The following is a 24,799-nucleotide window of genomic DNA, read 5'->3' on the forward strand; positions in this document are numbered from 1 at the left end:
ATCACTGGGGTGATTCAGAAATTGAACAGCATCAAGATGAATAGCAACCGGCAACTAGTATCCGGTTGCTTCCATAAATCCGACACCGGTTGCAGTTCCTCTTACCAGTATTGGGCCTTCCCAATACGGGAACGTAAAAGGAAGCCAATTCTGATCATGGACGGGTTTAGTGGTCAGCATAATATCGTGTAAAGGCAATTTGATTTGCCACTTAATGGGGAGGTGTCGTCCTGTCGGCATTTTCGCGAATGCGATAGGAGTCATGTCAATGTCGCTGTTGCTCAGGATTATTGAATGTCCTGCAGCATCAGTGATTGACCCGAAACGGTGAGGTGTCTCTTCTCCACGGACCTGTACCAGCATCAAAGAGCGACCATCATCGAGTTGAATAGAAAACCAATCCCAACCTAACTGGTCTTCACTCAGGGCTTGGGTACTCCACTCTCGGTCAACCCATCCCTTCCCGGAAACTTTAACAATCTTACCATCCAATTCCAGCGTTCCATCCAGCGAGACAGCAGGCACACTGAAGTAATAGGAAGCGACATCTTTTTCCGCGTGTTTGCGGCTATAGCCATTTTCGCCCTGAAGGATTTCTGGCAGGGTTTGAGACATGCTCAAGGTGAACGAGAAGTCTTTGTCTGAAGCTTGCAATTTCGCGGGAAAAGGTTGTTTGTTTGTACCGCGCCATTGCCAGTTATCAAGCCAGACATTGAATGGGTTGTCGGTGACCCCTGCCTGTCCTATTCCACCACGTGAAAAACGTTCGGAAGCATAAACGCCATCTTTGCTCGTTAGGACGGCATGAGCCATAAATATCTGGTTATTGTTCCAGCCCTGCCCATTTTTAGACGAAATTGCATATCGGAACAGTGTCCATTGAACACCATATTGGTTACCTGCTTCGTCTTGTAAATTCCCCGTGACATACCACCATTCCTGACGGAAATCATCGTGTGACCCATAATCTTTAGGAAATTGGATGTCTCTCCCGGGAATGACCTTGGAAAAATCATCGGCATTAGCTGCAACCAATGCAGCGACAGCGGTTCTGTCTGGCGGCGCATCTTTTAAAAGCAGAGAGCCAAAAAGGGCCAATAAACATAATAATACAGCCAAGCTCCAACCAATCACCGTCAGCATAAATGATTGCGGTTTTTGCTCACGCATTACTGCGCCTCCCGCAAAGACAAGATCGCGGAGCGTTTGATCAGGCGCCATACAGGCCAACAGCCTGCCAGCAGCAATGTCAGTAAAGAGCCACCTAAGGTGATCAGATAGCTGGTTGGGAAATACGACACAGACATGGTCCACCCAAACGAGTATTTCAGTACGATGTTAATCAATACTTCCGCAATAATGAGGCCTAATGGCAAGGCAAAAAGTGCTGAGAACAGGCCAATCAGCATTAGCTGCCCGCCACCGAGAAATGCCAATTCCCTACCTGAAATCCCCATGTAGCGCAACAAGGCATATTGGCGCTGACGAGATAACTCGGTCGCCAACGTCGAGAAGAATAAACCACAAATTGCGATCATTAAGGTCAGGGTGCAAAGTGTATCTGTCACTAGGAAGGTGCGGTCGAAAATCCGCATCGCTGTAGCGAGGATATCCCTTTGATTACTGACTTGTGTTTCCTGTAAATTGAATTGATTGCGCATTTCTTCAACAAGAACGCTTTCATCCGCCCCATCATTAAAGAGTGCAGCTACCCCAACGCGCCCTGAATCCTGCATCCAAGGAATTAACGATGAACGGTTAGAGATGATGACCTGACTGTAGGGGTTGCCATAATCAAAGTAGATCCCCGCCACTTTCCAGCCATCACCAAAAGGGGCTGGCAGCGCAATGCTGTCTCCTGGTTGAGCATCAAATTTAAGCGCCAGTGACTCACTCAACATCATGGACTTGTCCTGATGGAGTCGGCTCCAGTAATCCGGTGCAGCGACTTTAATCGCTAAGGCCTCCCGCTCTTCTGCACTGGTGCCAATGCTGTGAATTTCAACAATACCTTGGGCTGTATCAATTTCATGTCGCCATTGAACCAGGCTGCGTTTGACTTCGTCTTTCTCCTCGAGCCAGTCTGACAACTGCTGGGCTACCGCTTTTTCAGGCTTCACATAGATATCTGCCGCCAGTCTTTGCTGTAACCAGCTTTCCGTCGTTGTCCTAAAGCTCCCCACCATGGTTTCCATGCCAATGTTGGTGGCTATTGCCATCATAAATGCCATAGCAGCAATACCACGGTAACTCAGGCTGGCGGATGCATCCGAAAGGAACCACCGTAATCTCGCTACCTTGATTTTGTCTGAAAGCAACAGGAAGCATTTCCACATCATAAACGGCAACAGTAAACCACCGCTGATGAGGATCAACGCAATGAGTGTAAAACCTTGAGCCTGACTTTGGGGTGCACTGTAAACCAGCAAGGCAACAATGATGAACAACGAAGCCACAATAGCTTGCCAGCTAAATTCGTGCCCGGAGAAGCGAACCAGAGACATACGTTTTGATAGACGTGCAGGAGGAGTCGTCAGCAGTCGGTACAATGGCCAGCCTGATGCCAATGCAAAACCGCATACACCTAAAAGGAAACTATAGAAGCCCCACTCCCACTGCCAATGCAAAGTCAGATCCACATTAGCGCCGTACAGATCACTGAGCGTCGTCGCCACCGTTGGCATCAGTTTCTGAGCCAGCACAAGTCCAGCTATGTTACCGCCAACCAAGCCCATAAAGAGCCAAACTAGCATTTCCAGGCTGACGACCCACGCTAGCGATTTCCTACCAACACCCAATTCACGCATCAAGCCCACCAGCGGCTGGCGCTGAGCCATAGAAAGTGAAATTGCCTGGTAAAAAATAAACAGACCCACAACAAAAGCGAGCAATCCCATCGCAAACAGGTTTAAATGAAAAGCCCGCGTTAAAGGGCCAAGCTGTGCTGTTTCGGTTCTGGACAATGTAATAGTGGGCGGGAGAGCAGCGCGCAATGCGCTTCGCTCGTCTTTGTCCATCGCACCACAGTAGATCAGTTTGAAACCATCATGGTCTGACAAACCACGGATAACGGACATGTCACCGAAAATACGGGTGCCAGAGCCAATCTGACCACCCTCTACCAATTTGATTGGGCCAATTTCCTCACCATCTTCAAGGCGGATTTTTTGTCCATCAACCCATCCAAGGTGGTTAGCAAACTCGGTACTGACCCACTGAGTGGAAAATCCATCTCGCAATGGCTGTTCTGCCGCCACTGAATCTGGGTTTGCTACGTTGAAAGCAAACATAGCGACGGTATCAACACCCATTAGCTGTATATCATGGCCATCTTGAGTTGAGGTTCGGTAGATATCGACGGGTACGCACTGGTTGAAACCTGCACGTCGCATAGAAATATAGAGTGGTTCATCAATCCGTTTTCCTCGTTCACGATGATGCAACACGTAAGGAAACGGATTAGTAAATAAGCTGGCGCCTTTTTGGTAACTGTCTTGCGCGTGTTGATTGATCGACATCACTCCGACCAACAAAGCCACCCCAAGTGTTAGCCCCAACCAGACAAGTAGAACCTGAAACGGATGCCGGCGGTAGTGACCGAATAGCGCTTTAGCTACGGGTACGTACATTCAGAACGCCCCCTTGTAGCGTCACTCGCTGGCCGAGATAATCCGCGACTTTTTCACTGTGCGTGACGACCAAAAGCGCGCAATCGAGCGATTGAGTGAGTGTTGTCAGAAGACGCATTACCGCATCTGCATTACGTTCATCCAAGCTGCCAGTTGGTTCGTCCGCCAACAGGATCTTAGGCTCCATGTAGAGAGAACGGGCGATGGCAGCACGTTGCTGCTGTCCACCTGACACCTCTTCGGGGTATCTACCTAGTAGTGGCATTAAATCGAGCGCGGAGAGAATTTGTCGCCACAGGCCATCATCATCGTGGAGACCTTTGAGTTGACGGCAAAAACGAATATTGTCTGCAATGGTGAGTGTGGGGAGAAGGTTAAACTGTTGGAAAACCATACCAATGTTATGGCGGCGAAAACGCGTACGATCGCGTTCTTTCAGTTCGTGAATAGGCGTACCCGAGACAATAATTTCACCGGAATCGGGATTATCCAGGCCGCCAATCAGGTTAAGCAGCGTACTTTTTCCCGAGCCACTTTCCCCCATCAACGCGACTTGGTCATGCTTAGCCAAGGATAGCTCTGCCCCTTGCAAAACTGGATGGAATTCACCTCCATCAAGATAGCCTTTGCAAAGTCCAACCAGCTCTAGCATTTTTTCCCCTAGGTTTTCCAACGAGCTTCGAAAAAGGCCGCGCGATTATGTGATAGGTGAAGCAATTTACCGCAATCTTCTGCGTCAAGAAAGGTGTTTGAATCAACAGCACATTTTAACAATTAATGATAATCGCCTATTTAACCATCAATTCATGCAGAGGTATCCAGCTTTAAAGGCACGGTAAATCACAGTTTTTTAGCTCTTTTTCAGATAGCCTTAATTCTTTGACACAGAGCTGACAATGGACCGTCACGCTTTTGCTCTCTAAATTGTCTTATTTCTCAATAAGCTTAATGCGATGAAGATCTTCGACAATGACAAAGAATACGAGCAATCCACCATCAGAGATCGCTCAATGGAAATGAAGCAGTTTGCGATGAGATTCAAAATATGACGCCCCACAAAAAGATTCTAGTGATCGGCGCAACGGGCTATGTGGGCAGTCATTTAGTGCCAAACCTATTAACATTGTGCTATCAGGTTGTGGCAACCAGTCGCTCAATTGAAACGCTAAAACATCACAGTTGGCATTTGCATCCCAACATAACGCTTGCCGAAGTCGACTTGAAGGATGAAGGTAATCTTTACGATCTTCTTGAAGGTGTATTAGAGGTTTTTTATCTGGTTCATGGCATGGCATCAGGCTCAGATTTCTATCAATATGAGCTCAACATGACGCGTCATGTGTCTAACCAGGTCGCCAACAGTGAGGTCTCCCGCGTTATCTATCTCGGCGCTACGCAGCCTAAAAAGGTGACTTCCACCCATTTGACAGCTAGAAAAGTGACCGGGAATATCCTACGAGATTGCGGTAAGCAGGTCGTAGAGCTCCGTGCAGGTATAATTATTGGCAGTGGCTCAGCGGCTTTTGAGGTAATGCGAGACATCGTTTCCCACCTCCCGGTTATTCCTGCTCCTGTCTGGGTACGCTCAAACTCGAGCCCTATTGCTTTGGATACTATACTTGGCTATCTCACAAAACTGATTGACACCCCACTTGAGGGTTCACAGATTTTTGATGCCAGCGGTCCCGAGATCATCATTTATGAAGACCAAATGCGCCGCTTTGCCAGCATCATCAACAAACGCATCTTCATCATCAAAATACCGATGCTCACCCCCAAGCTCTCCTCAAAATGGTTAACACTTGTCACGACAGTCCCCAAACCGATTGCCAGTGCATTAATTGATGGACTGCGTTATGACTTGTTTCCTACCGATAGAGACATACACACCCTCATTCCTGAGCCGCAACTCGGATTTGAACAGGCCGTTGAATCAGCGCTCAGTAATGAAAGCGACGTTGTAAAATGTGACATGTGGGGATTCGACTCTGACGCCATTGCACGATGGCACCGCAATTACGGTTACTACCCCAAAAACGCTGGTTTTTCAGTAGAAACGGATGCCACTGTGAAAGCACTATGGACGAGCATTCAAAAAGTGGGCGGCAACAAGGGTTACTTCTTTGGTAACTGGCTCTGGCGAATCCGGGCTTTTATGGACGCTGCCATCGGCGGAAATGCATGGCAAAAACGCCGACCTCAAAGACAATCACTTCACACAGGCGACTATGTCGATAGCTGGAAAGTGATTCAGTGCGTTCCTGATAAACACCTTTCTCTGCTGTTCGGGATGAAAACGCCGGGATTAGGCCGTCTGGAATTTACGGTGGGTGAAGGATTTAGGAGAAAAACGGTTACTGGATATCAGAGCCTGGTGGCATCCTGCAGGCTTCTGCGGATTGCTTTATTGGTTTGCGATGATGCCAGCCCATTTGTTTCTGTTTAAAGGCATGGCTTTCGCGTTGGCGAAAAAAAGTGGTGCGAAGAAAACCGTTCCTTCACGCCACATTTAACCTTCAAACCTTGTTTAATCAAGGTTGAGGCTGTCCGGTAATACCACCAGCTTATCTGCTTGATTACGAGGCCAGATCTGGTATTCGCCGTGGTATTTGACGATAGATTTGTAGTCCGTCACTTTGGTCATCAGCATGCCATGTTCACGGACGATTTCAATAAACCAAGGCTCAGGACCGCGCATATAAAGGCTCAAAGGTTTAACCAATTCGCCCTCTTCGTTGAAGCTTTTACCCAATGCCACGCTGCACACCGCAAAAGAATGCTGGCCATCAGAAATCACTCGAACCTTACGATTGATCTCGTATTCGGTATGGACCATCCAATCAGCCTCTTCAAGCGCCACTACCAAAGCGTCAAACTGGCCTCTAGTAATCGCACCGCTCTCATCACCTTGCGGGAAATGGTAATGATAGACGCTCGCGATATGTTGCATCTGGCCTTTAATATTGGCGTGTTTGCCCATACTACGACCCTGCTGTACCCAGGCCGTCATCTCTTTCGAAACTGAATGTCCAAAGCGCTGTTTTTTTACTGCCTGCGCTACCCAACGGCAAAGGAAAGACTCTTCACTCACCGGGTTGCTTTGTAATTTGCCGCTAGCTTTTGCTTCTTCAAGTTCAGCAAGAGCGGAATCCACCACGGATTTAATGTCTTCGATGTAGCTCATTTTCTTATTTTTTCGCTAAGCCCCAGTAAAACAGGGCGGATAAAAACGCACATGCTGCCATAGCACCGGCCATCGGCCAAGCAGAGTTCACGTGAATGACCGCGACTGTACCACCAACCAGGGTACCCGTACCAAATCGCAATGTGCCTGCCAGAGAAGAGGCAGTGCCAGCAAGCTCAGGATAGGCACTCAACACACATGCCATGGCGTTACTGCCGACAATAGAAATGGTGCCAACAGAAAACATTACTGGGATCACTGTGCCCCATAAACCCCATTCAAAAACTTGACCCGCAATCAGTGCAATCCCCGCCAAAAGCTGAATTATCAGACCGATCTGGAGCATTTTTTCGCTGCCAATTCTACGCACGAACTTCCCGTTAAAAGAGGTCATCACTATTAGGCAGACGACATTTAAACCGAACAGATATCCGAAGTTCTGTGTGCTTACGCCATAGTAGTCGATGTACACAAAGGCACCAGCTGTCAGGAATGAGAACATTCCTGCAAAAGAAAAGCCTGAAGCGAAGATATAGCCCACCGATTTCCTTGAGCGGAGAATTTTCATGTAATTACGGAGCGTTGAACCGATTCGAAGTGGCGGCCTTCCCTCCATGGGTAAGGTTTCTGGAATCAAAGAAATCACCAAGACGATAACCAAAGCGGCGAAGCCAGCCAACAACCAGAATATAGATCGCCAGCCAAACCAAACTGCCAGATAACCACCAATCATTGGCGCTGCCAACGGTGCTACTGTCATCACCAGAGTAATAAACGACATGGTGCGTGCGAATTCTTCACGATCGAACATGTCACGTACCAATGCTTGGATAACCACCGCTGCTGCCGCGCCACAAAAACCTTGGGCTGTGCGAACGTAAGTCAACGTTTCAATGTCAGCCGCCAACGCGCTGACAACTGCGCCTACCAAAAACAAAGCAACACCTGCGATCAACACCGGACGTCGACCATAGCTGTCCGAAATGGGGCCGTGAATCAACTGACCAACAGCAAAGCCTGCTGTGTATGCCGCCAGCGTCTGCTGCACCTGCCCTGGTGTAACAGATAAGTCTCGCGCAATTTCAGGCATAGCTGGCAGGTACATATCAATAGCTAAGGGCGTGAGCGCGGCAATAGCGCCCAGCACAAGGATCAGAAGAAAGGTCAGCTGTTGCTGCTGTTGGTTTACTGCATTCGTCGTCATGTATGCCTTGGTAAAAAGAGGAGGTGGAGAAAAAGTGGCTTGCCCTGATTGATACAAAGACTAGCTGATACCCACTCTAGCAATAGATATCGGGTATAGATCACATAATAACATCAAGATTCATTCCAGGGAGGAAATGATGACTTTCTATCTAGATGCAGTCGATTACACCTTAATTAACTGAATTAGCATTTTTTTATTCAGATCAATAGACGCTACAAAGAAGTCTTTGCAGCGCTCGAATTAAATCGCGCTGTTACTGCTTGGGTAAGAACAGCTCAACCTCATTTTCTGTCAGTTCACGGTACTCGCCAGGTTGAAGCTCTTCATCCAGAACCAATTCACCGATTGATTCGCGGTGCAGACCAACCACCTTGTTACCTACAGCAGCAAACATACGTTTCACCTGATGGTATTTACCTTCGTGAATGGTCAAAAGCACTTCTTTTTCATCAACCAGTTCCATTTGTGCTGGTAATGTTTCTGACTTCTCGCCGCGGAGTTGAATACCTTTAGCAAAGGTCTCAGCAACACCATATGCAACTACATCATCCAACCATACACGATAGGTTTTATCGCATTTATGTTTTGGTGACGTCACACGGTGTGACCATTGGCCATCATCGGTCAGCAGCAAAAGGCCAGTGGTATCGCAATCCAAACGACCAGCAATGTGCAATTTCTCAGCACCGATTTCATCAAGCAGGATAAAGACGGTCGGGTTGTAAGGATCATCATGAGAACAAACATAACCTTCCGGCTTGTTCATCATGTAGTAACGAGGACCCGACAGGCTCAGCGACATACCATCGAATTCTACATCCGCGTCTTCGGCTATTTTGAGGGCACCGTTTTTAATCACTTCACCGTCAACCGTAACACGTTCTTCTTTCAGGACTTTCGCCGCTTTTTTGCGCGTAACGCCTACTGTTTCACACAGGAATTTGTCTAGCCTGATCATTGCTTCTCACCGCATAATTCTTAGGGCGCGGATTATATACTTAAACTTTCTTTGTAGGCAGTGTTTAAAGTGGTGAGCTAAGTGTTTTATCAGTAAAGGACACAACCCTATATCTGGTCTCATTCCTAACTGTTGAAATTGCACTCTCGGATTCAATGTCTATAACTAAGAGATGCCGAACTTAACAAAAATGCCACAGTCTAAACTCTTGACTTCGAAAATATGATTATAATCTTCCATCGACTAACTTATTGATCAGGGAAGCATTTATGAAAATAACGCTGCAGTCGCCTTCCGTAGAGTCAATGCCACGTCTACTTGAACTTTCAAAGTTTATGCACGACCACGAAGCACTGACTTTTGATGTCGAACATGTGACTTCCGCATTCAGTTTTCTCATCGGACACCCCGACCATGGCGACGTTTTCCTCATCAGCGTTGAGCAGGAAAACGAACAGGAAGTGATCGGATTTATCGTCCTCTGTTACAGCTTCAGTATTGAACTTGGTGGGCGGATAGCAGTGATCGATCAGATATTCCTGCAGCAGGATTGGCGTCGTCAGGGTGTCGGTTCACATGTTCTGCCGAATATCGAGGCGCATGCCCGCGAAAAAGACTGCCATGCCGTGATTCTTGAAGTGAATATCGGTAACAGTGGTGCCAGAGAGTTTTACGAGCAGTTTGACTATATGGCTCGCCGCCAACATTGCATCATGACCAAGCGTTTAGCGCGCTAGCCTTTACTTGACGCGACAGATACACTGGGCAGCCTTGAATTGGGTGCCTTTTTGATTCCATGTATACCCTTCGTCCTTATCAGGCTGACGCGGTCAAAGCCGTCGTCCACTACTTTAGAAACAACAACACCCCAGCCGTTGCGGTGTTGCCTACCGGTGCAGGAAAAAGTCTGGTTATCGCAGAGCTGGCAAAGCTGGCACGTGGTCGAGTTTTGGTGCTTGCCCATGTGAAAGAGCTTGTTGAACAAAACCACGAAAAGTATGAAGGGTATGGGCTGAAAGGCGGGATTTTTTCGGCCGGACTCGGCAGAAAAGAAAGCAACGACAAAGTTGTATTTGCTTCGGTCCAATCCGTGGTGCGAAACCTTGATGCTTTCAGAGACCAGTTTTCTTTATTGGTTATTGATGAATGCCACCGCGTTCCTGACAACGAAGAAAGCAGCTACCGTAAAGTCATTTCTCACCTTCAAACCGTTAACCCTGGCATTAAGGTGTTGGGTCTAACAGCGACGCCTTATCGACTCGGTATGGGCTGGATTTATCAATATCACACCGCTGGCCGCGTTCGCAGCGAAAAACCCAGGTTTTTCCGGGATTGCATCTTCGAGTTACCCATCCGATTTTTATTAGATGAAGGCTTTCTTACCGAAGCGAAGATCCTTGATGCGCCAGTGTTGAGTTACGACTTTTCATCACTCAAAGCGTCACCAACAGGATTTTATAAAGAAGCGGATTTGGACCGTGTGATAGAAAACGCGCCAAGAGCAACACCTCAAATCATTAATCAGGTTCTGGATTACGCCAAAGAACGGCATGGCGTGATGATCTTTGCCGCCACGGTAAAACACGCTCAGGAAATTCTTACCCTGCTGCCTGAGAACGAATCGGCACTCGTCATTGGTGATACAGCGCAAGATGAGCGTGACAGTATCATCCAGCGCTTCAAAAAACGGGAAATTAAGTATCTGGTCAACGTATCAGTGCTGACAACCGGCTTTGATGCACCACATGTCGATCTCATCGCCATCTTGCGTCCGACAGAATCCGTCAGCCTGTATCAACAAATCGCAGGACGGGGGTTACGCCTCTCTCCCGGTAAGACTGACTGTTTGATTCTGGATTATGCAGGCAATGTCTATGACCTATATCAACCTGAAATTGGCGATCCTAAGCCGGATAGCGATAGCGAAATCGTTACTGTTCCCTGCCCTGCCTGTGGCTTTAACAACAATTTCTGGGGCAAGTTGGATAACAATGGTTTTCTCATTGAACACTATGGCCGTCGTTGTCAGGGCTTCTTTGAAGACGATGATGGCGAACGTGAAATCTGTGGCTACCGCTTCCGCGCCAAGTTTTGCAGCGAGTGCGGCGCAGACAACGATATAGCCGCAAGGCGCTGCCACCAATGTGATCACGCTTTGGTCGACCCTGACAAAAAGCTGAGAGACGCCTTAAAGCTCAAAGATGCCATGATCATGGCCTGCGTTGACATGCGATTAACAGCAGGGAAAAACAAATTCGACAAACCGCAGTTAAAAGTCACCTATGTCGGGCAGGATGGCGCGGAAATTCATGAAGTCTGGCCCCTTTCGACCAAACGCCAAAAGGATGAATTTCTCGCTAAATTTATCAATCCACATTTGGTTGACCGACACAGACCTTTTACCGACACGGCGCCTTCTAAAGTCGCACGTGCAGAGCACAGGCTGAGGTTTCCCGACTTTATTGTGGCGAGAAAGAATGGGCGTTTTTGGGCGATTAGAGATAAAATCTTCGACCTGAATCAGTTCGCCTCACAGCAAGAGGTCAGCACCATGTTGACCAACGTGGCTTGAGCGGAAAAACATCGCAACCCACCTCAAACCTGATGATTAAAAACACAATGCGCACAAGTACTCAGCATTCACGCATTAAATCACTGGTAACGCTTGTTATTACCCAGTCTCAATGTTAGTATCCGCGCTCGATTTACTTGGTACTTAGTTTGGTCGCAAATCTGGGTACTTATTTTCAACTCTCTATTTAAGAGTATTTATTATGAAATTCGAAGCAGTAGTACGTACTGAGCAGGGTAAAGGTGCGAGCCGCCGCCTGCGTCACGCTGATCAATTCCCAGCAGTAGTTTACGGTGGCGAAGCAGCTCCTGTATCAATCGCTCTGGACCACAAAAAAGTGATCACTCAAATGGACAAGCCTGAGTTCTACGAAGCGATTACTCTGGTTATCGACGGTGCTGAAGTTAACGTTAAGCCTCAGGACATCCAACGTCACCCATTCAAGCCAAAAGTTATGCATATGGATTTCATCCGCATCTAATTGCATTTGAGCTTGAATTGAAAAAGCGCCTTTCGGGGCGCTTTTTTGTGTCTGGAATTTGTCATCGGCGAATCAGTCGTCTTCATCACTAAACAAAGACTGTTGTGGACTGGTTTCTTCTACCTGCCCTTCTGTCTCCTTCGCCAACTTAGCCCGCATCACGCGCACGTAACGCTGCTTACAAAGTCGAATCACATTGCGTCTTTGCTCACCGGTAAAATCATTCCAGTGAAAACGCTCTTCCCTACTTCGAAAGCAACCTTTGCAATAGCCTTTGTTATTCACCTGACACACACCAATGCAAGGGCTAGGCACGGTAAAGAAATCGAGTTGTTCCATACACCCTCCGATATCGTTTGTGTCTGTGTTTTCATTCAAGCGAGTTTTCACTCGAAAAGCAAATTTCCTTCTGTAACACGCTGATATTAACGTTACACCCAATCATTTCCGCTTAGGTGATTTCTACTAGCGGAATAAAATTCCATTGCGTTTAGTAGTTTAAATTTGTTAAGTTGACCACATAACCTTTTGGGTTATCGCCTTTTTGCAGTACAGAGCTCCAACTGTGAAAGAATAAAAGAAAAAGGTGCAAGGATGATTGTTATTTAGGAGGAGTTATGTCGTTTTTCGTCCCGTCCGCTGAGTCCCAAGATCACGCAGAATCTATTTACCTAGCCATTGCTAAACATGTTGATGCCCCAGTAAACGATTCACGCATTGAAAGCCTGACGTGGGAACATGAAGGCCAGGAAGTGATGGCTAAAGTTGGCGATAAACTACCCGCCTGCTTTGGCACTGACGATGAAGTTATTCTCGCGATTTTTGATTGTGGTGATGTCTATAAAGTGTGCACACCAAACCGTGGTGCAGTCTGCTTTGACCCGGTTCTCGCCTCTCGCACTTACGTTTCAAGCGTCGATTTCTTCTAGTACAAAGTATTTTGAAAACAAAGAGCCGGGCATTTATTGTCCGGCTCTTTGTTTTTATTTCGTTGAAGAATAACAGACCCTAGAACAATCCCAACTGTGGCATTGCCAAATCATCAAAGTTCTTACCAATAAAGGGCAATATACCGTCTGCAATCGGCTTCAATTGCTTGTCGACGTAATGTTGATAGTCATAAGGACTGTCCAACGCTTCTAATGGCTCGGCACCATTAACGGTGATCACATACTCAATCCAACCGCCGTGCTGATACTGAAGGTTACGCCCTAGCTTCTTATTCGCCTCATCGGCTTTGCGTGCTGCTTTCACATGCGGCGGCACATTCTTCTCGTAGTCAGAAAGCTTACGGCGTAGTCGTTTACGATAGATAAGTTGCGCATCATTGTTACCGCGTAACGTGTCTTCCACCGTATTACGCACGTACTCTTCCACCTCTTCCCCATCGAAAACCTTCTGATACAAGGTTTGTTGGAATACCTGCGCCAAGGGTGTCCAGTCTGTCCGAACCGTTTCCAATCCTTTATAGACAATACGTCGCTCACCATCTTTATTGACCAAACCCGCATAGCGCTTTTTACTGCCGGTATCCTGTCCGCGAATCGTGGGCATCAGGAACTTCTGGTAATGAGTTTCGTATTCAATCTCAAGCGCCGAGGTAATTTCATAGTTTTCGGTTAGGTGGTTAATCCACCACGCATTGATATGCTCCACCAGCGCTTGACCCACTTTATCCGCTTCTTCGTTTGAATAGAGCCTTCCCAGCGAAACAAAGGTCGAGTCAGTATCGCCATAAATGACTTCATACCCTTTTGCTTCAATCAGCTCACGGGTGGTCTTCATAATTTCATGACCACGCATGGTGATTGACGAGGCCAATCGATGATCAAAGAAGCGGCAGCCCGATGAACCTAATACGCCGTAAAAAGAGTTCATGATGATCTTAATCGCCTGTGAGAAGGCCTTTTCGCCTTTCAGTTTGGCTTCATCACGGGCTTTCCAAAGGTTTTCGATCAGTGACGGCAGGAAATGTTTTTCTCGGTGAAACACGCCACCGCGGAAACCTGGAACACTGGTTTCCTGCTCTTGAAGCCCTTCAATCAAACCTAAAGGATCGATGAGGAAGGTACGGATTATCGAGGGATAGAGGGATTTAAAATCCAACACCAGCACGGAATCATACAAGCCGGGCTTACTGTCCATCACATAACCGCCTGGGCTGGCAATCCAGTTTTCACTGGCCAGCGTTGGCGCGATATAACCAGCACGATGCAACCTTGGCATATAAAGATTGGTGAAAGCCGCCACTGAACCACCAATACGATCCAGTTCAATACCCGTTAAACGACTACGCTGGATAAGAAATTCCAGCAAGTGGGTTTGTTCAAAAATGCGGTTAACCAACACACAGTCCTGCAGGTTGTATTTGGCAAGAGCAGGTTTGTCTTCACGGAACATCCGGTTGATAGAGTCCATGCGATCGTAAGGATTATCAATCGCTTTGCCTTCGCCAAACATTTCACGGGATACCGATTCAAGCGACCATGAACGAAAGCTGTATGTCGCCGTTTTCAGCGCATCAATCCCATCAATCACAACACGCCCTGGCAAGGTGATAAACCCCTGTCGGCTGTTTGACGAATCTCGCCAATGCGCCTTTTCGCCACCGCGCCCTAATCGTAAATCTAGCTTGTGGAATGCAGCGCGTTTGACCAGAAGTCTGAAGTCAAAATCAATCACACTCCATCCCACGACCACATCAGGATCAAAGGTAGCAAACCAATCATTGAGGGATTTCAGCAAGTCATATTCTGACGTCACCCACTGAATCCATGGATACTCATCAGCATTGGCTGGCTTATCGCCAATCATGATGACACGGCTGTCACGCTCGCTATCAAGGCCTATGGAATAGAGGACGCCCTTCTCTGAGCATTCGATATCGAGAGACACGCGAGAAAGTGAAGTGGAATAGTCCGACGCTTTCGCTTTGGCCTCACGATATTCCGTAAAGCCTCTGCGTTCGGTTGCCTTACCAGCGAAGGTTAAGCCACCGCAAATAAACCGTTCCATTAGATAGCGGTCAGGTAAACGGACATCCGACTCAAGTGTATCAATCTCTTCCATCTGAAGAAGACGGCTTGCTCGATTGGCGGCGTTAATCGTGTTGAAGTAAAAACCAGATACCGTTTGGAGAGCAAAGTCTTTCAAAGGCAGTTCTCGGCAGGTGAAGGCGATGCCCGCCGTATTCAAAATGGTTTGAATCTGATTCACATGAACAGAGGCGACAAAAAACACCGGTTTTTCGCCCGTAACAATCAGTTTTGCAGGTCCATTATCGGTCTGAACCCAGAATGTCAGTTCAGTCTGTTCGCCGATATCACGGCTGTGTCGACTGATTAAAAAACCGTCTTGATACTGCAAGTTAGCCTCAGAAGTAGCAATCTCAGGTGCAGTATACCCCACCTTATCGTCCATCGTTGATTTTATCTGTACGTACGAACAGTATTTTACCCACGAGTACCATTCATTCTCAGAATTCCTCCATTCAATTCAGTAGCCTGTTGTTATAGTTCCTAAGTCAATGGAGGAAGTATGATGAGCAGTCAGGTCTCACACATCGTCATAGTCGATGACGAACAGGAAGTGAGAGATGTCCTAGCTGATGCATTGGTTCAGGTAGGTTACAACGTCACGAAAGCAAGTAATGGAAGTCAGCTAAGAGCTACTGCCAATATCGACTTAGCTGTGATCGACCTTCGTCTAAACAACGAAGATGGTCTCCAGTTAGCGCGTCAACTCAGGGAAAGCAGCGATGTTCCCATTATGATGCTCACCGGCAAAGGGGATGCCACCGATCTGATTATTGGACTTGAAGTTGCCGCTGATGATTACATGATGAAGCCCTTTAACCTGCGCGAGTTTACCGCCAGAATTAATGCACTGCTAAGGCGTAGCAAAAAATCCCAGGCGATTGAATCCAATCCTGTCGTGAGTGACGAAACTCTCTATCAATTTTCTGATTGGACGCTCAACCTTTCCCGACGACAACTCATTCACACCAAAGGGCACCAAGCCGACCTCACTTATGGTGAATTTTCCCTTCTCGAGGCATTTATCTTCTCTCCACATCTTGTTCTTACACGCGAACAATTGATGGAGAAAACACATGGCTACGACAGTGACTCCATGGACAGGACGATTGACGTGTTGGTTGTCAGGCTGAGAAGGAAAATAGAACCCAACCCCCGTATACCATCACTGATAAAAACGGAGCGTGGCCTGGGATATAGATTCGATTGCTCCGTGGTTCAAATCACTTCCCCTGCACCAAGCTGACAGTCATGCGCAGCCAGAGTATTCGCCCTCACTTAATGCTGACATTGTCAGTATTATTGCTTCTCACCACATTGATGGCAGGCTTTTCCCTGTTCACCTTATGGCAGAATCAGTTTTTGCTCGATCGCGTGACAGAAACCACATTGGCAGATACGCAGACAGCATTAAATCTCTCCGAAGGTGTCGCCCAAATTGCAGCAATGGCCCCATACACAGCCTCTTCTGCCCTTCCGTTTCAGGTTCAAAATGAAAAGGCTCAACTCTATGCCAGAGCGCAGACGCTAAGGAAAAACGCCGCAAAGTTAACCGATCCGGATTACGCCGTTGAGTTGGGGAAAAGATACGAAGAAGTGGAAAGAACACTCACTAAGTTGATGGCAAATGTGGAAAGCGAATTGTTTATTCGTGAAGACTTAATGGCACAACAATTTTCGTTGGACGAACTCGAGAGTTATGCATTCGGAAAAGGGTTTGTCGATGCTTTCCGCAAAGACCCTACCCGAATTCAGTCAGGATGGATAACCCAAGTCACTAATAGCATTAAAAAAGACAACCCAGATAATTCGTCTTTATCACGAAAGGTTTTACCCGTGTTGGCAACCTTGACCCGCAGTAACAACCAAATCGGTGCTTTACGCTCAGAGAATGCGTTCTTGCTCGCTTCTATTCGTGCTCAATCAGAACGGATGGCGAATTACGTATCGGAAATCGTTCAAACTCACCAAAGCGAAATCAACCAGCAGCAACTGCTCGCCAGAAAAGCCATCAATCAAGTGGCTCTTCTCATGGCTTTCATACTGCTCTCGCTCGCAGTGGGGGTTTTCTATCTCTATCGTTTCAATGACCGCATGGCGAAAGACCTTCAAAGCGTGACAGATGAAATGATTAGCCTCGCCAGTGGTAACACCGAACATGAGCCAATCAGTATTCCGCGACAAGATGAAATCGGCCAACTCGCTAGCGCTTTTAAAGCATTCCAGCACAACGCCATAGAAAAAGCGCGTGTCACGGGAGACTTGTCGCGCCAGAAGCTTCTGCTGGAAACCCTGTTCCACGATATGCAGGATGGGTTGAGTGCCTTCGACAAAGACAACCGCCTGTTGGTGTGGAACCGTAAATATATCGCCCTACTGGGGATTGACGCCCAGAAACTGCACGAGGGCATGCACATTGAAGATGTTCAGGCTTTGATAACGCCTTCGATGCTGCACAGTGAAAGCGAGTCTCTGGATGAGAAAGAGAGCATTGCCCAGCGTCATCAGGAGCCTCAAGTCTTCGAGCGCCAGTTTAAGGATGGCCGTATCGTCGAGTACCGGAGTCAGCCAATTCCTTCTGGCGGCTTTATCACGCTCTACCGCGACTTGACTGAAAGCCGCCAGATTGATCTTAAGCTGCGCCAGGCACAGAAAATGGAAACGCTGGGGCAACTGACAGGAGGCATCGCCCATGATTTCAATAACCTTCTCTCGGCACAAAGAGGAAATCTTGAGTTATTGGATATGAATGCATCACTTGAGGGTAGTCATCGAACCTATCTTAATCGCGCACTTTCCGTCACCGAGAAAGGCGCCCAATTGGTTGATAGGCTGCTTGCCTTCAGTCGTCAGCAACCGCTTCACCCTGAACCTGTGAACCTGGAGCAAACTTTGTGGGAGCTTACCGATCTCCTTGATTACACATTGGATGGGACAAGCCGGCTGGCGCTCGATCTTTCCGAACAGGAAAGCTGGACTTACGTTGATAAGAGTGGATTAGAAAACGCATTGATTAATATGCTTCTCAATGCGAATACCGCGATGCCGGACGGTGGTACCGTCACTATATCCACCCGCGCCTGCTATATGATTGAGGCTAATCAAGAAGCGGTATTGCTGGAGGTGTCTGATACTGGCAATGGCATTGCGGCCGAAGCGATGAACAAAGTCATGGAGCCCTTTTTCACCACCAAAGAAAAAGGCCAAGGCAGCGGCCTTGGTTTGAGTATGGTTTATGGCTTTGTAGAGCAATCTCACGGAGACGTTTCAATCAGCTCTCAATTGGGGATAGGAACACAAATCAGCATGATGCTGCCTCTTACCAAGCACAAACATGTAGAGCATCATTCGGAACCCATAGCTGAAACCATCTTAAGCATGAGCAATCAGACAATCTTGCTGGTAGATGATGACGGGGACGTTGCTGAGCCCATCAAGATACTATTGGAGAACGACGGTTTAAATGTCATTGCCGTCAACTCGGCCAAAGATGCCTTGCTAGCACTTAAAAACACCCGCTTCGACGTTGTACTTACTGACATTAATCTGGGCAGCAAGGAAACCGGAATTTGGCTTCGAAAAGAAGCTTTGAATCTGTACCCTGAACTCAACATCGTGTTGATGTCTGGGCTCCCTCAAAACCAACTCTCCGAGCAATTTGGCTATGAGCCATACTGGCCTTTGATCACAAAACCAATAAGTTACCGTCAACTCCAGTTAACACTAAATTCAATAAACTCAAATTCTTAAGCGCTTTATTTCAATTATTAACAGCTAAACTTCCCGATTGAAACCATCCATTCGTTTTCATTTGGCAGTGTGTTTGAAAAGACAAAGACACAAGGAGATCTGCTATGAAAACGCTGTTACGCAAAACCGCTATTGCCGCTATGTTTGCTGCCTTGCCATTGGCACAGGCTTCTGCAGAAGAAGTGCTGATTGGTCTGATTACAAAAACCAATACCAATCCATTTTTCGTCAAAATGAAGGAAGGTGCCGAAGCCAAAGCGAACGCCTTAGGCGCCAAAGTAAGTTCTTTCGCTGGCCGATTTGATGGCGACACAGATTCACAAGTTCAAGCGATTGAAAACCTAGTCGCTGCTGGCGCGACAGGCATTCTCATTACCCCAAGCGATCCACAGGCACTGGCCCCTGTTGTGAAACGTGCCCGTGATGCAGGCGTACTGGTTATCGCCCTTGATACCCCATTCTCCCCTGCTAACGTCGCCGACGCTACCTTTGCAACCGACAACTTTAAAGCTGGCGAAATGATTGGACAGTGGACAAAAGCAAAGTTGGGTGGCAACGCAAAAGATGCCCGCATCGCACTTCTGGATCTTAGCACCGCGAATATCACGGTGGATGTTGCTCGTAACCAGGGCTTCCTGACTGGTTTTGGTATCGACACCAAAAACCCGAACATCAACCGTGACGAAGATGATTCGCGCATTGTTGGCAATGACGTGACTCAGGGCTCAGAGGAAGGCGGCCGCCGCGCAATGGAGAATCTGCTCCAGAAAGATCCTAGCGTTAACCTCGTTTACACCATCAACGAGCCCGCTGCTGCTGGCGCGTATGAAGCACTTAAAGCCGTAGGCCGAGAGGACGACGTTATTATCGTTTCGGTGGACGGAGGTTGCCCGGGAGTAGATAACGTTGGTGCCGGTGTGATTGGTGCTACATCCATGCAGTTCCCTTTGAAAATGGCATCGCTGGGTGTTGAAGCCGTCGTTGAATACGCGAAATCAGGCGTTAAACCGGGTGCAACGCCAGGTAAGTCTTTCTTTGATACCGGCGTCGAGCTTATTACCGATGAGCCAGTTAAAGGCGTGTCGTCTACCACATCCAAGGAAGGAAAATCAAAGTGCTGGGGATAACCCAGCTTTGCGGAGAGGGATTATTCCTCTCTCCGCTTTTTTGTCGTGGACATTTCCTGTCTGAACACGGACGTACTCAGGAGCTATAGATGTCATCTCCATCTGAACAAAACCGAGCGCTTGGAGAACAACTCCATCAAGGTTTTAGTGTTGCGCAACGTATTCAACTCTATTTGCATAACCATCCGACAGCAGCGCCTCTACTCGTTCTGATTATTGCTGTCGTCGTATTCTCGACCTTGATTGGGGATCGCTTTTTTCACCCCTTCAACCTTTCATTGGTACTCCAACAGGTCACCATCATTGGTGTCATTGGAATCGCACAAACACTGATTATTCTGACTGCAGGCATTGATTTGTCTGTTGGAGCCATCATGGTGCTTACCTCTGTTGTGATGGGAAGATCCGCCATCGATTATGGCTTCTCTGCACCCGTCGCTCTGTTGGCAGGGCTTTCTGTCGGAGCCATATGTGGATTAATCAACGGGCTTTTAGTCTCAAGAATTAAGCTACCGCCCTTTATCGCAACTCTCGGTACCTGGAATATTTTCTTTGCCCTCAACCTTTGGTACTCCAATAGTCAAACCATTCGCTCTCAGGTAATTGACCAGCAGGCGCCGTTGCTGCAATGGCTCGGAAACACGATCGAGTTCTTTGGCGCCCGCATTGCTTACAGTTCTATCTTCATGCTCCTCCTGTTTTTGATTATTTGGTATGCGCTGAACTGGACAGCTTGGGGACGTCATGTTTACGCGACTGGCGATGACCCCGATGCAGCAAGGCTTGCAGGTATCCGGACGCGCAAAATACTGCTGTCCGTCTACATACTTGCCGGCGTCGTTTGTGGGTTGGCGGCTTGGGTATTGATAGGACGAATAGGCTCAGTGAGTCCGCAGGCAGGCTTTACCGCAAACCTGGATTCGATTACAGCAGTGGTGATTGGAGGAACCAGTCTTTTTGGAGGCCGCGGCTCAATTTTTGGCACCTTGATTGGGGCGCTGATTGTTGGCGTGTTTAGAAATGGACTGGCACTGCTCGGCGTTGATGTGCTGTGGCAAGAATTCACAGTCGGCATATTAATTATCGTGGCAGTCAGTATCGACCAGTGGATCAGGAGGGTGGCAGCGTGAGCATTGAAAACCCAAAACCAGTGCTTCAGGCTAAAGGACTCGTCAAACGCTATGGCCGTGTCACGGCTTTAGATGACGCAGATTTTGAATTGATGCCCGGTGAGATCCTCGCGGTGATCGGCGACAACGGGGCAGGCAAATCCAGCCTGATAAAAGCACTTTCCGGTGCGCTGATTCCCGATGCTGGAGAAATTGCTCTTGATGGAAAGTCCGTAAAGTTCTCCAACCCAATGCAGGCGCGTGAAGCGGGAATTGAAACGGTCTACCAAAATCTAGCTGTTTCACCAGCCCTAAATATCGCTGACAACCTCTTTCTGGGCCGCGAAATTCGTCACTCCGACTGGCGAGGTAAATGGTTCCGTATGCTGGACAAAAAAGCGATGCGTGATAAAGCCAAAGAGAAACTTACCGAGCTCGGCTTGATGACGATTCAGGACATCACCCAAGCGGTGGAGACTCTTTCAGGAGGGCAACGTCAAGGGGTTGCTGTGGCGCGTTCTGCGCTATTCGGTTCCAAAGTGGTGATTATGGATGAGCCGACTGCCGCATTGGGTGTTAAGGAATCCCGTCGCGTGTTGGATCTCATCCTGGAAGTTAAGAATCGTGGGCTCCCGGTAGTGCTCATAAGCCATAACATGCCTCACGTTTTTGAAATCGCCGATCGGGTACACATTCATCGATTGGGTAAGCGGGTGGACATCATTACGCCGCAGACCCACACTATGAATGACGCAGTAGCAATAATGACCGGCGCGATGGAGCCGGGACAAACGTCCGAGGCTTAATCTAAGTGTACAGACTTGTGCTCACATTCATGCTTTTGGCTTTGATACAGCCGCCCGTTGCGGCGGCTATCAAAGCGGGAGTGAGTGTCACTGATCTTACTAACCCCTACTTCGTTACCGTCGTTCGTACCATTATGGAAGAAGTTCAAGAGCGCTTTGGTGAAGACAGCGTTGTCCTCGTCCGATCCAGCGCTTATGACCATCCAAGACAGGTACGTCAACTCAACGAATTTATGGCTGAAGAAGTAGATGTCGTTTTTCTTGTTGCCTCAAACGAGCACAAAATTGGCCCTTATGTAAAACGTCTTTTTCGCCACGGTATCCCCGTTTTCGCTATAGATGTGCGTGCTGATGGTGCGACAGCGACAGTGACAACCGACAACCTTCGTGCGGGGCAAGTTGCTTGCCATGGTTTAGCAAAGGTGCTGGGGGGTAAAGGGAATGTCCTGATTATCAATGGCCCGCAAGTCTCGGCTGTGATAGAGCGCGTTGAGGGATGCAAAGAAGCACTGACACAATACCCTATGCTAACGTTTCTCGGTGATTCGTTAAATGGCACTGGCAGCGTTGAAGGCGGTCTTGAAAAAATGGCTTACGCAATGCAGCTCTATGATGATATCGATGGTATTTTCGCCATTAATGATCGCACAGCCCTTGGTGCTGAAAGTGCTTTACTTCAAGCCAAATCAAAAGCGGTCATTATTTCAGTAGATGGCAGTCCTGATGCTAAATCTGCATTTATAGACCAGAGACCAAACTGGATTGGTTCAGCTATTCAATCACCAGAGACGATGACCCGCGAAGCAGTAAAGATTGCAGAGCGTTGGCTGCAAAACGGCCAAATAGAGAAACAAGATGTGCTTATACCCACCCGCCTAATGACCCCTGAAAATGCAAACACATTCAAAGAATGGTAATTCAGTCCCTTGCTAATGGGGACTGTTTACTCTCTTTACCTAAAAATGTCACAGTAATGCCAAACAAAATAACTACGGCTGAAATCACCATTCTCAATGAGATACTTTCATTTAACAGCAGATACCCCGCAATCGCTGCAATGATAGGGACAGATAACTGCATCACTCCTGCTTGCGTGGCTTTAAACTGCTGAACAACGCCATACCAAATAGCATAACCAATTGCCGAGGCCACAGCCCCGGAGAGTATTGCTAACCAAATTCCTTCCGAAGACACAGTATTCATCGGGATGTTAAGTAGGAAAAATGGTACAACAAAGAAAATACTCAAGCGGAAGTTAATACAATTGGCAGGAAGCTGCGGCACCTTCGTTTCCTTACCTAGTACACTGTAGATCCCCCAAGCCGCGCCTGAAATCGCCATCAATCCCGCACCCCAAACGTCTGGCGCATTCATTCCAGGCGAAACCATGTAGCCAAGGCCTGCGACCGCAATCAGTGCTCCGATATACTCTAATCCACTCGCTCCACCTTCTTTGTGATGGCTATAAGCGAACATGGTCAACTGAACGAAGGCAAACAGAATGAGCGCACCAGTTCCTGTTTCCAAATACATGTAAGCGAAGGAGAATGTTGCCGCATAAAGAAACAGCATGGCAGCGGCAAGCCAATGCTCTATAGGCTGCTGAACTAACGAACATTTCCTGGCATCACTATTTTTAGAATGGAAAATGCACGAGAGGACATAAAGCACTAATGCGCCAGATATTAATCGAATTGAGGTAAATGAAGCTGGGTCAATATCGCTTTCAGCTATCGCCATTCGGCACAGCAACGAATTGGCGGAAAAGAAGGTCATCGCGACCAAAGCCATCGTCAGATTTTTTAGCGTAAGCCTCGCCATATGAACCATCTTCACCATCCTTAAATTATCACTTGCTAATCTGACCGCCCTAGTCTAAATCGACTTTCACAACTTTGAGAAAAACTGATTATTTTTCTCAATCATTTTGAACTTTTTGGTTTCTGCTTAACTGATTGATAAGTGAACGTGATGCAACAGCGTTTGGTAAAACGGCGCGAAAGCGGTAAAATACCGCTCCCGTTTTTTCAGTGGTGAAGTGAATGTCCGAAGCGAAACGCAAAGCCCTCAAAAAAATTGCTAAGTGTCTAGAGCTCAGCAACTCCTCAAACATCAACGAAGCAGCACAAGCCATTAAAATGGCACAGCGGTTGATGAAAAAGTACGGGCTTGATCAAGACGACATCGACTTCATCAGTATGGGTAAAACCACCTCAGAAACGCTGCTTCCGTCTTCAATCAGCGACGCGATCCTCAAAATCATCCGCGGCATCAACACACGCTTTGGCGTGGAATGCGTACTGACCAATTATAAAGGCCTTAAAAAAGCGGAGTTTATCGGCGATGCGGATCGCGCTATCTTTGCCGCTTTTGCCTTCGATATCGTCTACAGAGAAATGAACGAGCACATCGGGCAGTTCAGAAACAGTTTTCAGGGTTCAGGCACCTCTCAGGTAGAACTAAACCGTCGCGTACAGTCTTTCACCATGGGATGGCTTGAAGGTGCGTTAGCTAAGCTGCCAAATATCGCCCCAGATAGTGATGCTGACAAGAAAATCAAAGACTATATCGATAAACAGTTTGAAAACATCGATCGCGAGACTTTCAAGCAGCAACTCAAAGAGGCCATGAAGAACATCACTGATGATTACGAGAAGGGAATGAAGAAGGGAAAACAGGTTTCCGTCAGTCGACCAGTTTCTGGAGCACGACAAGTGAAGCGCCTAACTTAGGCGCTTTTTTACTATTGAGACCGCAGCCTATACCAGCAACTGATAATTTTGCAACTTACTGACTTTCAATAGACACACCGAAAAACCACTCCTTTTTGAACACTGTTGTATTAAAAAAGCCTGAATTTATCCTATCGCTATTGTGTTGCAGAGTGCCAAGCCCTAGCCTAGCTTATTAAATCATCAGTTCAGTTGGTGATTGAAAAGAT

At 47.6% G+C, this 24,799-nt stretch carries 20 protein-coding genes and 1 pseudogene; 12 read left to right on the forward strand and 9 right to left on the reverse strand.

Annotated elements, in window-relative coordinates:
• Window positions 1-54: 54 nt before the first annotated feature.
• Genes VP504_RS02590 through VP504_RS02600 form a run of 3 tightly spaced genes read right to left on the reverse strand, consistent with a single transcriptional unit; the run spans window position 55 to window position 4,281 of the window.
• Window positions 55-1,170: a lipocalin-like domain-containing protein gene (locus VP504_RS02590; protein WP_325892807.1), complete on the reverse strand. Its 1,116-nt coding sequence runs from the start codon at window positions 1,168-1,170 to the stop codon at window positions 55-57.
• On the reverse strand, window positions 1,170-3,629 hold the full coding sequence (locus VP504_RS02595) for an ABC transporter permease (RefSeq protein ID WP_325892808.1): 2,460 nt from the start codon (window positions 3,627-3,629) through the stop codon (window positions 1,170-1,172). Before VP504_RS02595 ends, VP504_RS02590 begins: the two co-directional genes overlap by 1 nt.
• Window positions 3,610-4,281, reverse strand: coding sequence for an ABC transporter ATP-binding protein (locus tag VP504_RS02600; protein WP_062713414.1), 672 nt, complete (start codon window positions 4,279-4,281; stop codon window positions 3,610-3,612). Before VP504_RS02600 ends, VP504_RS02595 begins: the two co-directional genes overlap by 20 nt.
• Window positions 4,282-4,674: 393 nt before the next feature.
• Between VP504_RS02600 and VP504_RS02605 the strand changes: the two are divergent.
• Window positions 4,675-6,142 (forward strand): annotated as a pseudogene (locus VP504_RS02605) (DUF2867 domain-containing protein).
• Window positions 6,143-6,156: 14 nt separating this feature from the next.
• On the opposite strand, the gene VP504_RS02610 reads toward VP504_RS02605, so the two are convergent.
• The 3 genes from VP504_RS02610 to rsuA all read right to left on the reverse strand — a co-directional run bounded on the left by VP504_RS02610 (window position 6,157) and on the right by rsuA (window position 8,978).
• Window positions 6,157-6,813, reverse strand: coding sequence for a DUF2913 family protein (locus tag VP504_RS02610; protein ID WP_325892809.1), 657 nt, complete (start codon window positions 6,811-6,813; stop codon window positions 6,157-6,159).
• Between the two features lie 4 nt (window positions 6,814-6,817).
• Window positions 6,818-8,017, reverse strand: coding sequence for a Bcr/CflA family multidrug efflux MFS transporter (locus VP504_RS02615; protein ID WP_325892810.1), 1,200 nt, complete (start codon window positions 8,015-8,017; stop codon window positions 6,818-6,820).
• A gap of 256 nt (window positions 8,018-8,273) precedes the next feature.
• Entirely contained in the window at window positions 8,274-8,978 is a 705-nt protein-coding gene (gene rsuA / locus VP504_RS02620) for a 16S rRNA pseudouridine(516) synthase RsuA (protein WP_062713406.1), read from the reverse strand.
• 269 nt (window positions 8,979-9,247) lie between these two features.
• On the opposite strand from rsuA, the gene VP504_RS02625 reads away from it, so the two are divergent.
• The 3 genes from VP504_RS02625 (at window position 9,248) to rplY (ending at window position 12,031) form a co-directional block, all read left to right on the forward strand.
• Window positions 9,248-9,715 carry a GNAT family N-acetyltransferase gene (locus VP504_RS02625; RefSeq protein WP_325892811.1) on the forward strand — a complete coding sequence of 156 codons (468 nt, stop codon included), beginning with the start codon at window positions 9,248-9,250 and terminating at the stop codon, window positions 9,713-9,715.
• A 59-nt stretch (window positions 9,716-9,774) separates the two neighbouring features.
• On the forward strand, window positions 9,775-11,550 hold the full coding sequence (locus VP504_RS02630) for a DEAD/DEAH box helicase (protein ID WP_325892812.1): 1,776 nt from the start codon (window positions 9,775-9,777) through the stop codon (window positions 11,548-11,550).
• 202 nt (window positions 11,551-11,752) lie between these two features.
• Window positions 11,753-12,031: a 50S ribosomal protein L25 gene (gene rplY, locus VP504_RS02635; RefSeq protein WP_325892813.1), complete on the forward strand. Its 279-nt coding sequence runs from the start codon at window positions 11,753-11,755 to the stop codon at window positions 12,029-12,031.
• Window positions 12,032-12,103: 72 nt separating this feature from the next.
• On the opposite strand, the gene VP504_RS02640 is transcribed toward rplY, so the two are convergent.
• A complete protein-coding gene (locus tag VP504_RS02640; protein ID WP_325892815.1) occupies window positions 12,104-12,370 on the reverse strand; it encodes a DUF1289 domain-containing protein in 267 nt (88 codons plus the stop codon).
• Between the two features lie 278 nt (window positions 12,371-12,648).
• Here VP504_RS02640 and VP504_RS02645 point away from each other — a divergent pair, with 278 nt between their 5' ends.
• The gene (locus VP504_RS02645; RefSeq protein ID WP_325892816.1) at window positions 12,649-12,960 is read left to right on the forward strand and encodes a hypothetical protein; all 312 of its coding nucleotides are present in this window, start codon (window positions 12,649-12,651) and stop codon (window positions 12,958-12,960) included.
• 79 nt (window positions 12,961-13,039) lie between these two features.
• Here the strand turns inward: VP504_RS02645 and VP504_RS02650 are convergent, their stop codons facing one another.
• Window positions 13,040-15,397, reverse strand: a complete 2,358-nt coding sequence (locus tag VP504_RS02650) for a DNA polymerase II (RefSeq protein ID WP_325893969.1) — start codon at window positions 15,395-15,397, stop codon at window positions 13,040-13,042.
• Between the two features lie 171 nt (window positions 15,398-15,568).
• Here VP504_RS02650 and VP504_RS02655 point away from each other — a divergent pair, with 171 nt between their 5' ends.
• The 6 genes from VP504_RS02655 to VP504_RS02680 all read left to right on the forward strand — a co-directional run bounded on the left by VP504_RS02655 (window position 15,569) and on the right by VP504_RS02680 (window position 22,775).
• Window positions 15,569-16,312 (forward strand): response regulator, encoded by a 744-nt coding sequence (locus tag VP504_RS02655; protein ID WP_325892817.1) that lies wholly within the window; start codon window positions 15,569-15,571, stop codon window positions 16,310-16,312.
• Window positions 16,313-16,317: 5 nt separating this feature from the next.
• Window positions 16,318-18,816 (forward strand): PAS-domain containing protein, encoded by a 2,499-nt coding sequence (locus tag VP504_RS02660; protein ID WP_325892818.1) that lies wholly within the window; start codon window positions 16,318-16,320, stop codon window positions 18,814-18,816.
• Window positions 18,817-18,920: 104 nt separating this feature from the next.
• On the forward strand, window positions 18,921-19,943 hold the full coding sequence (locus tag VP504_RS02665; RefSeq protein ID WP_325892819.1) for a sugar ABC transporter substrate-binding protein: 1,023 nt from the start codon (window positions 18,921-18,923) through the stop codon (window positions 19,941-19,943).
• 89 nt (window positions 19,944-20,032) lie between these two features.
• Window positions 20,033-21,073, forward strand: coding sequence for an ABC transporter permease (locus VP504_RS02670; protein WP_325892820.1), 1,041 nt, complete (start codon window positions 20,033-20,035; stop codon window positions 21,071-21,073).
• Window positions 21,070-21,858 (forward strand): ATP-binding cassette domain-containing protein, encoded by a 789-nt coding sequence (locus tag VP504_RS02675; protein ID WP_062713386.1) that lies wholly within the window; start codon window positions 21,070-21,072, stop codon window positions 21,856-21,858. The genes VP504_RS02670 and VP504_RS02675 overlap by 4 nt, the downstream gene beginning before the upstream one ends.
• A gap of 5 nt (window positions 21,859-21,863) precedes the next feature.
• On the forward strand, window positions 21,864-22,775 hold the full coding sequence (locus VP504_RS02680; RefSeq protein WP_325892821.1) for a substrate-binding domain-containing protein: 912 nt from the start codon (window positions 21,864-21,866) through the stop codon (window positions 22,773-22,775).
• A gap of 1 nt (window position 22,776) precedes the next feature.
• On the opposite strand, the gene VP504_RS02685 is transcribed toward VP504_RS02680, so the two are convergent.
• On the reverse strand, window positions 22,777-23,688 hold the full coding sequence (locus VP504_RS02685; protein ID WP_325892822.1) for a DMT family transporter: 912 nt from the start codon (window positions 23,686-23,688) through the stop codon (window positions 22,777-22,779).
• A gap of 212 nt (window positions 23,689-23,900) precedes the next feature.
• Between VP504_RS02685 and VP504_RS02690 the strand changes: the two genes are divergently transcribed.
• Complete coding sequence (locus VP504_RS02690) at window positions 23,901-24,590, forward strand: DUF2786 domain-containing protein (protein ID WP_325892823.1); 690 nt, start codon at window positions 23,901-23,903, stop codon at window positions 24,588-24,590.
• Window positions 24,591-24,799 lie beyond the last annotated feature (209 nt).

The organism is Grimontia sp. NTOU-MAR1, assembly GCF_035758505.1.
Classification (GTDB): Bacteria; Pseudomonadota; Gammaproteobacteria; order Enterobacterales; family Vibrionaceae; genus Enterovibrio; species Enterovibrio marinus.

What these genes read in the sequence shown, in the direction of transcription:
- VP504_RS02590 (WP_325892807.1), bottom strand. Translation starts at nt 1,170, where the DNA reads ATGCGTGAGCAAAAACCGCAATCATTTATGCTGACGGTGATTGGTTGG.
- VP504_RS02595 (WP_325892808.1), bottom strand. Translation starts at nt 3,629, where the DNA reads ATGTACGTACCCGTAGCTAAAGCGCTATTCGGTCACTACCGCCGGCAT.
- VP504_RS02600 (WP_062713414.1), bottom strand. Translation starts at nt 4,281, where the DNA reads ATGCTAGAGCTGGTTGGACTTTGCAAAGGCTATCTTGATGGAGGTGAA.
- VP504_RS02610 (WP_325892809.1), bottom strand. Translation starts at nt 6,813, where the DNA reads ATGAGCTACATCGAAGACATTAAATCCGTGGTGGATTCCGCTCTTGCT.
- VP504_RS02615 (WP_325892810.1), bottom strand. Translation starts at nt 8,017, where the DNA reads ATGACGACGAATGCAGTAAACCAACAGCAGCAACAGCTGACCTTTCTT.
- rsuA (WP_062713406.1), bottom strand. Translation starts at nt 8,978, where the DNA reads ATGATCAGGCTAGACAAATTCCTGTGTGAAACAGTAGGCGTTACGCGC.
- VP504_RS02625 (WP_325892811.1), top strand. Translation starts at nt 9,248, where the DNA reads ATGAAAATAACGCTGCAGTCGCCTTCCGTAGAGTCAATGCCACGTCTA.
- VP504_RS02630 (WP_325892812.1), top strand. Translation starts at nt 9,775, where the DNA reads ATGTATACCCTTCGTCCTTATCAGGCTGACGCGGTCAAAGCCGTCGTC.
- rplY (WP_325892813.1), top strand. Translation starts at nt 11,753, where the DNA reads ATGAAATTCGAAGCAGTAGTACGTACTGAGCAGGGTAAAGGTGCGAGC.
- VP504_RS02640 (WP_325892815.1), bottom strand. Translation starts at nt 12,370, where the DNA reads ATGGAACAACTCGATTTCTTTACCGTGCCTAGCCCTTGCATTGGTGTG.
- VP504_RS02645 (WP_325892816.1), top strand. Translation starts at nt 12,649, where the DNA reads ATGTCGTTTTTCGTCCCGTCCGCTGAGTCCCAAGATCACGCAGAATCT.
- VP504_RS02655 (WP_325892817.1), top strand. Translation starts at nt 15,569, where the DNA reads ATGATGAGCAGTCAGGTCTCACACATCGTCATAGTCGATGACGAACAG.
- VP504_RS02660 (WP_325892818.1), top strand. Translation starts at nt 16,318, where the DNA reads ATGCGCAGCCAGAGTATTCGCCCTCACTTAATGCTGACATTGTCAGTA.
- VP504_RS02665 (WP_325892819.1), top strand. Translation starts at nt 18,921, where the DNA reads ATGAAAACGCTGTTACGCAAAACCGCTATTGCCGCTATGTTTGCTGCC.
- VP504_RS02670 (WP_325892820.1), top strand. Translation starts at nt 20,033, where the DNA reads ATGTCATCTCCATCTGAACAAAACCGAGCGCTTGGAGAACAACTCCAT.
- VP504_RS02685 (WP_325892822.1), bottom strand. Translation starts at nt 23,688, where the DNA reads ATGGTTCATATGGCGAGGCTTACGCTAAAAAATCTGACGATGGCTTTG.
- VP504_RS02690 (WP_325892823.1), top strand. Translation starts at nt 23,901, where the DNA reads ATGTCCGAAGCGAAACGCAAAGCCCTCAAAAAAATTGCTAAGTGTCTA.